Annotated in this window: 8 protein-coding genes; 6 read left to right on the top strand and 2 right to left on the bottom strand. The window is 68.2% G+C overall.

The features are described 5' to 3' along the window. Positions 1-500, top strand: a 500-nt coding sequence (locus Q0C81_RS12305; RefSeq protein ID WP_291838181.1) for a DUF3363 domain-containing protein, incomplete at its 5' end; no start/stop codon positions are given. 139 nt (positions 501-639) lie between these two features. On the opposite strand, the gene Q0C81_RS12300 is transcribed toward Q0C81_RS12305, so the two are convergent. Both Q0C81_RS12300 and Q0C81_RS12295 read right to left on the bottom strand, forming a co-directional pair. Further along, entirely contained in the window at positions 640-1,263 is a 624-nt protein-coding gene (locus tag Q0C81_RS12300; RefSeq protein WP_291838179.1) for a class I SAM-dependent methyltransferase, read from the bottom strand. Next, positions 1,260-1,727 carry a hypothetical protein gene (locus tag Q0C81_RS12295; protein WP_291838176.1) on the bottom strand — a complete coding sequence of 156 codons (468 nt, stop codon included), beginning with the start codon at positions 1,725-1,727 and terminating at the stop codon, positions 1,260-1,262. Before Q0C81_RS12295 ends, Q0C81_RS12300 begins: the two co-directional genes overlap by 4 nt. 65 nt (positions 1,728-1,792) lie before the next feature. Between Q0C81_RS12295 and Q0C81_RS12290 the strand changes: the two genes are divergently transcribed. From Q0C81_RS12290 to Q0C81_RS12270, 5 genes are all read left to right on the top strand, one after another. Beyond that, positions 1,793-2,620: a GIY-YIG nuclease family protein gene (locus tag Q0C81_RS12290; RefSeq protein ID WP_291838173.1), complete on the top strand. Its 828-nt coding sequence runs from the start codon at positions 1,793-1,795 to the stop codon at positions 2,618-2,620. Then, entirely contained in the window at positions 2,617-3,804 is a 1,188-nt protein-coding gene (locus Q0C81_RS12285) for a cysteine desulfurase family protein (protein ID WP_291838170.1), read from the top strand. Before Q0C81_RS12290 ends, Q0C81_RS12285 begins: the two co-directional genes overlap by 4 nt. After that, a complete protein-coding gene (locus tag Q0C81_RS12280) occupies positions 3,801-4,763 on the top strand; it encodes a DUF4007 family protein (RefSeq protein WP_291838167.1) in 963 nt (320 codons plus the stop codon). The genes Q0C81_RS12285 and Q0C81_RS12280 overlap by 4 nt, the downstream gene beginning before the upstream one ends. Further along, entirely contained in the window at positions 4,756-8,214 is a 3,459-nt protein-coding gene (locus Q0C81_RS12275) for a hypothetical protein (protein ID WP_291838164.1), read from the top strand. The genes Q0C81_RS12280 and Q0C81_RS12275 overlap by 8 nt, the downstream gene beginning before the upstream one ends. Continuing rightward, the coding region (locus tag Q0C81_RS12270) for a phosphoadenosine phosphosulfate reductase family protein (RefSeq protein ID WP_291838160.1) at positions 8,211-8,396 on the top strand (186 nt) is incomplete at its 3' end. The genes Q0C81_RS12275 and Q0C81_RS12270, both read left to right, overlap by 4 nt.

Here is an 8,396-nt window from a genome sequence, read left to right as displayed (position 1 = left end):
CGGAGGCGGACCGGTTCACGGGGTTCGATCGGCGGCTGCTTTCGGCGGTGGACGTGAACGGGACGGTCGAGGACGGCGTGGGGGTGAACGACGCCTGGGCGGCGCTGACCCGGGGACGGTTGCGGCACCTGGAGGGGCTGGGGCTCGCGGTTCGGACGGGGCGGCGCTACCGGCTGGACGGGGAGATGGAGACGAAGCTGCGGACGCTACAGGCACGGCGCGACATCATCCGGACGCTGAACCAGCGACGGCTGGAGGGAGCGAGGGAGGTGCGGCCGCTGGGGACGGAGCGGGTGCGCGGGGTGGTGGTCAAGACGGGGTTTCACGACGAAGCGGGGACGTCGCCGTTCGTGGTCGTGCGGGATGCGGGTGGGATCGAGCACTATGCGCGGGTGAGGGCGGGCGAGAGCGCGAGGGTAGGGAGCCGGATTGCGCTGGAGCCGATGGCGAATGGGCTGGCGCAGGTCGTGGCGGGGCGGGGTGGGGAGCTTGCTCGTTGAGACCGGTTTTGATTCATTGGCGACTTCCGGCAGGTCCGCTTCTCGGGCGCGCGGGTCTAAAACCAGTGCGTCGGCATCTAATTTCGTCCCAAGATTTGCACAACTTGCTAGTCCCCAAGCAGCTTTAAGCTGCTGTTGGCTAGTTCTCGAATACCTCACCGGGCTGTCGCCGAGCAAACACAGACCAACGCCATGCGATGTCCTCTCGGGACAAGGCGTCCCTTGACGTCCCTTGTTCGACTAGGCGGAGGCCGGCGCCTTCAGCCGCGGCAAGGATCGACGGCGGCGAATGCTCTGAATACACGCCCGGACGATCGTCGCCGCGGGGACTCCGAAGGCTGACGGCCAGATGGCCACCGGGGGCCGTGAGATCGGCGAGCGACTGGAATGCGCATTCCAGATCGTCCGGAGCCACGTGCATCAGGACCGCCGAGCAAAGGATGAACTTGAACAGGATGCCGGTTTCCCGGAGATCCGCCAGGTCCGGCAATCGGTCATCGAACCAGCGAACGCCTTTGCGGGCGTCCATCAGGCCGGCGTGTCGCCGCATGGCGGCGGACGGCTCGACCGCTGCAACCCTGTAGCCCCGCTCGGCGAGGGCTTCGGCGTCCCGGCCTGATCCCGCTCCAATATCCGCCACCCATGCGCCGGGCACCGGCAGGTAGGGCAGAAGCGGACCGTGGACGTCCTCGAAGCGCATGGAGGCGTAGCGATCCTTCAATCGTGCGGCGGCGTCGGCATAATGCGCCGAAACGAGGTTCATCCCGGAGCCGCCGGCGTGCAGGTCAGGGTTCGGGCGGCGACGGCTGTCTGGCCATCGTCGACGCAGACGACCACGGGGGACGGCTTGGCCGTCGTGGCGAGCACCGCGCCGGGATTGAGCGCCGCGAGGACGGCGCCCAGCGCCGCCAGAAGCAGGAGGCCGCAAAAGGCGACGACCGTGATCTTGGCCAGCGGCGCGGTCATCGCACCCTCGACGGCGTGGATGCGGGCGAGGAGTGCGCTCATGAGGAGCCGGAGCCGGATCAACGCGACGATGAAGACAACATTGGCCACGGCGGCGAAGACCAGGATGAACCGCTGCCCGGTATCGGTGAGCTCCAGGCTGGCCAGGGCGAACCATAGCCCGCCGTTCAACGTCATCATGATCAGGGGGATTTGCCAGAACACGGCGTTGAGGGCGCGAAACTCGGCGCACTGCTGCTGATAGATCTCGGTCTCGCTCACGGCCATATCGGTTCGACCCAAATCAACGACGGACGGCGTCGCCCGACTCTACTACAAGAGTGGTCATGGGTAACCAGACGGCGAGCGCGAAGGAAGGCGGGGAGGTGTTGGTCGCAAGACCGCGCCAGAATCCCGCGTGGAACTACGACGAAACCGTCCTTTTGCTGGACCTGTATCTGCGCGTGGGATGCGCGGCGCCCAACCATCCGGCCGTGATCGAGGCGTCCGACATCCTGCGCCGCCTGGGGCGCGAGCGGGGCGTCACGCCAGCGGCGACCTACCGCAACCCCGAGGGGGTGGCGATGAAGCTCAAGGCCATGGCCCAGCAGGATCCGGAGTGGGTCAAACGAGGGCTGAAGGGCCTTCGGCCGGTGGCGATCGACGCCCTTGTGTGGGGCGAGCTGGCGAGTGATCCCGACGCGCTGGCGGCGCGAAAGGCTCGGATCGTGGCGGACCCGCAGACGGCCGGCGTCGAGGCGTTCCCCCGCAGTTCGCACGGCCCGGCGCCCAGCTTCGGCCCCGTGTCCGGCGAACGCATGGACGGCGAGACGGTCCTCTATCTGTTGCGTCTGGAAGGTCCGGTTCAGGCGTTGTTCGCGCCAAGGCGGGTCGACCCTCCGTGGGTCGTGGCCAAGATCGGCCGCACCAACGAGATCGCACGACGGGTCGCCCAGCTCAGCGCCGGCTTCCCTCCGACCTCCAACCTGTCATGGACCGTCATCGATACGGTCGTGTTTGACAGCGCCGGAGAGGCTCATCGGGCGGAGCGGTCGCTTCTCGACACCGCGGACGCCCAACAGTGGTCGATCGGCGGCGAGTTCGTCATCGCGCCGGAGGCGAGGCTGGTACAGCTGCTCGGCGAGGCCGAGAATCGCGCGAGGGAGAGGACATGACCGACGTCGCCGCCGACATCCCGTCAGACTCGCCCGGCCTGACCCGCATCTATCTGGATCACCACGCGACCACGCCGGTCGATCCCCGCGTCGTCCAGGTGATGGCGCGCGTCATGACCGAACAGTTTGGAAATCCCAACAGCGCGCAGCATGCCTACGGCCAGGAAGCCGCCATGGTCGTCCGCGGCGCGGCCGCCGCTGTCGCAGCCCTGGTCGACGGCCAGGCCGACGATGTGCGCTTCACCTCCGGGGCCTCGGAAGCGCTGCGGATGGCGCTGGCCTACGCCTGCGACCGCCGCCGTCAGGCGCCGCTCCTGGTCGCGGCCTCCCGCATCGAGCATCCGGCGCTGATCGAGGAACTTCTGGCGGGTGAGCGGGACGGTCGTTACCGCATCGTCTGGATGCCCGTCGACGCCAACGGCCGTGTCTCGGTGGACACCGTGCGCGCCGCATTGAAGGCCGATGTCGATCTGTTCTGCCTGATGGCCGCCAACAACGAGGTCGGGACCATCCAGCCCTTCGCCGAGGCCGCCGGCCTGGCCCGTCAGGCCGGCGCCGAAGTCCTGGTGGACGCCACCCAGGCGGCCGGCCGGATTCCGCTGTCTGTGGCCGAGAGCGGCTACGACTACCTGGTGCTCAGCGGACACAAACTCTACGGCCCCAAGGGCGTCGGCGCCCTGATCGGGCCCGATCTGGGCGAGGCCCCGCCGCCGCGACGCTACGCCTTCCACAATTCGACGCCCAATGTTCCCGGCATCGCCGGTCTGGGCGAGGCGTGCCGGCTGCGTGTGCTGGAGATGGCGGACGATGAGATCCGGATTTCGGACCTGCGCGACCGGATGCAGGTGATGCTGCAGGACGCCCTGCCTGGCCTGGTCGTGAATGGCGATATCGACGCCCGTCTGTCGAACAACCTCCACATCTCCATTCCCGGCGTGCAGAACGACATCATCGTCGCCAATCTGAGGGACGTCGTCGCCATCTCGACCGGCGCGGCCTGTATGGCGGGCGTCGACGCCCCGTCGCACGTGCTGCAGGCGATGGACATCGAACCCTGGCGGCAGGACAGCGCCCTGCGCATCAGCCTGGGACGGACCACCACCGCCCCGGAAATCTCGCTGGCCGCCGCCCTGATCATCCAGGTCGTCCGTCAATTCCAGAGCCCCATCGAGTCCGCCGCATGATCGCCGAAGCCATCCAGGACGCCGAGGCGCCCGCCCCGCTGCCGAGGTTCTCCGGCCACGAGAGCTTCGCGCTTCGTTACGCCTGGCTGCCCAAGGCGTATCGGGGGCTCTCGGCCGATCCCGGTCTCTTCGGCGACGAGGAACGGGCCATGGAGATCCTCGGGATCGGCAAGAACATGGTCCGATCGCTTCGGTTCTGGATCGAGGCGACCGGCATGGCCGCAGCCCCCGACCGTGGCCGTGGATTCGAGCTGACGGACTTCGGCAAACGCATCTTCGACCCGGATGGGCTGGATCCCTATATCGAGGATGTCCGCACCCTCTGGCTCCTTCACTGGACGCTGGCGTCGAAGCGCGAGCGTCCCCTGTTCGCCTGGGACTATCTGTTCAGTCGCTGGCCGCGACCGGAGTTCTCCCGGAGCGAAGCCCTGGCCGGCTTCCAGGCGGAGTCTCGCAAGCTCGGGGCCAGCCATTCCGAAACCACGCTCGGCCAGCACCTGGACGTCTTCCTGCACACCTACGTCCCGAGCCGCGGTGGCGGGTCGGTCGAGGATTCGCTCGATGGTCCGTTGGTGGACCTCAATCTGCTCGTGCCCGTCGGCGAGCGGCGCGGGGAGGGAGGGCGGTTCGAAACCGTCTTCGGCTTCCGCAGGGAGGCCAAGCCCGACATCACCGGCGCCCTGTTCGACTACTGCCTGATGGATTTCTGGACGCGCCTGGACCGCAATGACGACACCCTGTCGCTGCGCGAGGTCACGGTCGGTCAGGGCTCTCCCGGCCAGGTTTTCAAGCTGACCGAAGACGACGTCCGGGCCCGGTTGGAAGAAAAGGGCGAGCGTCGTCACGAACTTCCCTATAGCTATCAGCCGTCCGCCGTGCAGGGCCTGTTGACGCTCCGAAGGGACGTGGCCCCACTCACGCTCGACACCGTTTACGGCCGGAACCCCGACCATGCCTAAGCCGCCCCCGCCGAACATCGCTGACCTTTTCGACATCCCGAGCCGTTTCATGCGGTCGGTCCAGCTCGAGCGCGACTACGACGATCCCCAAGCCCTCGAGAACTACATCGTCACCCCCGCCATGGCCGCGGCCTTCCAGCGCGTGGCCAAGGGCGTCGCGCCTGGCTCCCGCCAACGGGCCTGGCGGATCACCGGCGACTATGGCGTCGGCAAATCCTCTTTCGCCGTCGTGCTGGCCCATCTTCTGAGCGGCGCGCCGAGCGAGCGGGCCGAGGTGATGGCGGAAAGGATGGGCTGGGCCGCCGACGCCGAGAGTCCGGCGCTGTGGCCACTTCTGGTCACCGGCGCCCGTGAGAGCATGGCTGTCGCCCTGGCGCGTGGGATCGGCGAAGGCCTCGAGCGACGCCGGCCGCGAAGGGCCGCGGGGAAGTGGACGACGCTCGCCGCCCAAGCCAGGACGGTCCAGCTCCATCCGGACGCCGACGCCGTCGTGGAGTTGCTGGACGGGGTTCGCGCCCTTGCGGCGGAAGACGGGGCCGGGGTCCTTCTGGTGATCGACGAACTCGGCAAATTGCTCGAGTACGCCGCCGGAGAGCCGGACCGTGAAGACGTCTATCTTCTTCAGCGCCTGGCCCAGACCGCGACCCGCAGCGGCGAGACGCCCTTCTTCCTGGTCGGCCTGCTCCATCAGGGCTTCCAGGCCTATGCGGAGCGTCTGCCGACCGTCGCGCGACACGAGTGGGACAAGGTCGCGGGGCGGTTCGAGGAGATCGTCCTGGACCAGCCCATGGCCCATACGGCGGCGCTCGTTTCGGGCGCTCTGGGGGTCAGGACCGACGCCCTCGACAAGGAGGTCCAGGAGGCCGCCCGCGAAACTGCGGCCGCGACCGCGACCATGGGATGGATGAGCGGCGCCACGAGCGCAGCCCTGAACCTGGAAACGGCGCAGCTCTATCCGCTGCATCCGACCTTGCTGCCGCCGCTGGTGCGGTTCTTCTCGCGCTTCGGCCAGCACGAGCGCTCGCTGTTCGGCTTCCTGCTGTCGTCGGAGCCCTTCGGCCTTCAGACCTTCGCCGAACGGCCGGCGGGCCGGACGGTCTGGTACGGCCTGCCCGAGTTCTACGACTATGTCCGCGCCGTCTTCGGACACCGGCTGGAGGGGAACAGCTATCAGTCGAACTGGTTGAGGATCGCGGCCACCGTCGACACGGCGCATGATCTGGACGACCTGGAAGTGCGCGCGCTCAAGGTCACGGCCCTCCTCAGCCTGCTGGACTTTCCCGAACTGCTGGCGACGGACACCGCACTCCGCGCCTGCCTGACGCCAGCGACGACGCGCGACGTCAACGCCGCGATCGCCACTCTCCTGGACCGCGGACTCCTGTTCAAGCGCGGCAAGGTCGGCGGCTACCGGCTCTGGCCCAACACCAGCGTGAATCTCCATGCGGCGCTGGAAGACGCCGCGCGCGCCGTCGGCGACCTGGAGGCGGTCAGCGAAAACCTCATCGGGTTCCTCGAGCACGAGCCGCTGCTGGCGCGGCGGCACTACATCGATCGGGGGACGATGCGGTTCTTCGAGGTTCGCTATGCGCCGGTCGACCGCCTGGTTCAGGTCGTCACCAAACCCACGCTCGCGGACGGCCTCGTCGTCGTCGCCCTTGCGGACACGCCGGCCGATCAGGCGCGGGCCTTGCAACTCGCGGAATCGGCCGACCTGGCCGCCCGGCAGGATGTGGTCATCGGGGTGACCAGGCCGCTCGCCGCCCTGCTCGGTGACGTGAAGGATCTGATGAGCTGGCGCTGGGTCGCCGACCACACGCCGGAACTCGTCAACGACGCCTATGCCGCCGCGGAGGTCTCCCGCGAACTGGCCGCCGGCCGTCGGGCCCTGGATCTCGCCCTCGGGATCACTGCGGCGTTGCGGGATCGCGGATCGACCCCCTTGCAGTGGCGCTGGAAGGGCGAGGACCTGTCAACCGACCGGGGCCTGTCGTTCCAGCTCTCGACGATTTGCGACGCCCTCTACGAGGATGCGCCGCGGATTTCCAACGAGCTGCTGAACCGGAAGATGCTGAGCAGCCCGGCCGCGGCGGCCCGCATGCGCCTGATCGAGGGCCTGTTCGACGCCTCCGACCAACCCTGTTTCGGCATCGACGCCGACAAGGCGCCCCCGGAAAAGTCGATGTTCCTGTCCGTCGTCCAGGCGGGCGGCCTGCAGCAATCGACGCTGGCCGGCCTGGCCCTGACCCTTCCGCCGGCCGAGGATCCGTTGAGACTGCGGCCGGCCCTCGTGGAGATCGAACGGATTCTCGATGCGTCCGACGGCGCGAAGGTGAACGTCCAGCACATCTTCGACGCGCTGGCGAAGCGGCCGTTCGGCGTGCGCGCCGGCGTGGCGCCGTTGCTGCTCGCCGTGATCATGAAGCTGCGCCTGCACGAGCTGGCGGTCTATGAGAACGGGACGTTCCGATCCTCCTTCGGCGGCGCCGATTTCGTACGCCTGATCAAGGGGGCCGAGACGTTCGACCTCCAGCAGTGCCGCGTGGAAGGCGTCCGCGCCGAGGTCTTCGCGCGTCTGGCGTCGGCCTTCGCCGATCCGCAGAGCGCGCGCGATCCCCAGATTCTCGATGTCGTGCAGCCGCTGGCGCGGTTTGCAGCCAAGCTTCAGGAATACACCCGCAAGGCCGGCAACCTTCAGCCCCGCTCGGTCAGGGTCCGGGATGTGCTCCTCAGCGCGACCGAGCCGGCCACCATGCTGTTCCGGGACCTCCCGATCGCCTGCGAGGTTGAGCCCTTCGCGACCGATGGAAGCGGAAACGCGGATCAGGCGAAGGTCTTCGTCAGCCGCCTGGAAGCGGCGATCGAGGATATGCGGACCGACTATCCGAAGCTGCTCACGCGGATCATCGAGACGACCTCGGCCGCGATCGGCCAGGACGACGCGGTGTTCGATCGGCTGGCCCTGGCGCAGCGCGCGTCGCGCGTCGCGGCGACGGCCTCGCTGCCCAAGCTGAGGACCTTCGCCCTGCGGCTGAGAGACGCCAACACCTCCGACGAGGCTTGGGCGGAAGCCCTGGCCAGCTTCCTGATCGCCAAGCCGCCGGCGCGCTGGAATGCGGCCGACGAACAGCGCTGTCTGGAGGAGCTGGCCGGCGTCAGCCAGCTGTTCCATCGCGTCGAGACCGCCGCGTTCGAGAACGGGGCCCTCAAGGGGGACAAGGACGCGGTCCTGGTCAAGCTGACCCAGGCCTCGGGCGATGATCGCGGGCTGGTCGTCCAGAGCGCGAAGCTGAGCCAGGCCTCGGAACGGCTGGTCGAGGAGATCGGCCAGCAACTGAACAAGAAGAGCAAGGCCGAGCGGCTTCAAATCCTGGCGCGGCTGCTGTGGGAGGATCTCCCGGCGGCGTCCGACCAGACGACCGACGAAAAGACGGAGGCCCGACGCGCATGAGCGGCCGTTACGACCACCTGCTCGCGGCCGGCGGCGAACCGCCGCGCCACATCCTGAGCCTCTCAGGCGGCAAGGACAGCGCCGCCCTGGCCATCTATCTCCGGGATCGCGTGCCCGATGTGGAATATATTTTCCACGACACCGACAAGGAGCTGCCGGAGACCTACGACTACATCGCCCGG

This window comes from Brevundimonas sp. (genome assembly GCF_023259385.1).
Classification (GTDB): Bacteria; Pseudomonadota; Alphaproteobacteria; order Caulobacterales; family Caulobacteraceae; genus Brevundimonas.
Note: the sequence above shows the minus strand (reverse complement) of the source record. Positions and strands in the feature narration are given on the sequence as shown.

Bases quoted from the DNA above. Each gene is read 5' to 3' on its own strand.
- Q0C81_RS12300 (WP_291838179.1), bottom strand. From the start codon at position 1,263: ATGAACCTCGTTTCGGCGCATTATGCCGACGCCGCCGCACGATTGAAG.
- Q0C81_RS12290 (WP_291838173.1), top strand. From the start codon at position 1,793: ATGGGTAACCAGACGGCGAGCGCGAAGGAAGGCGGGGAGGTGTTGGTC.
- Q0C81_RS12285 (WP_291838170.1), top strand. From the start codon at position 2,617: ATGACCGACGTCGCCGCCGACATCCCGTCAGACTCGCCCGGCCTGACC.
- Q0C81_RS12280 (WP_291838167.1), top strand. From the start codon at position 3,801: ATGATCGCCGAAGCCATCCAGGACGCCGAGGCGCCCGCCCCGCTGCCG.
- Q0C81_RS12275 (WP_291838164.1), top strand. From the start codon at position 4,756: ATGCCTAAGCCGCCCCCGCCGAACATCGCTGACCTTTTCGACATCCCG.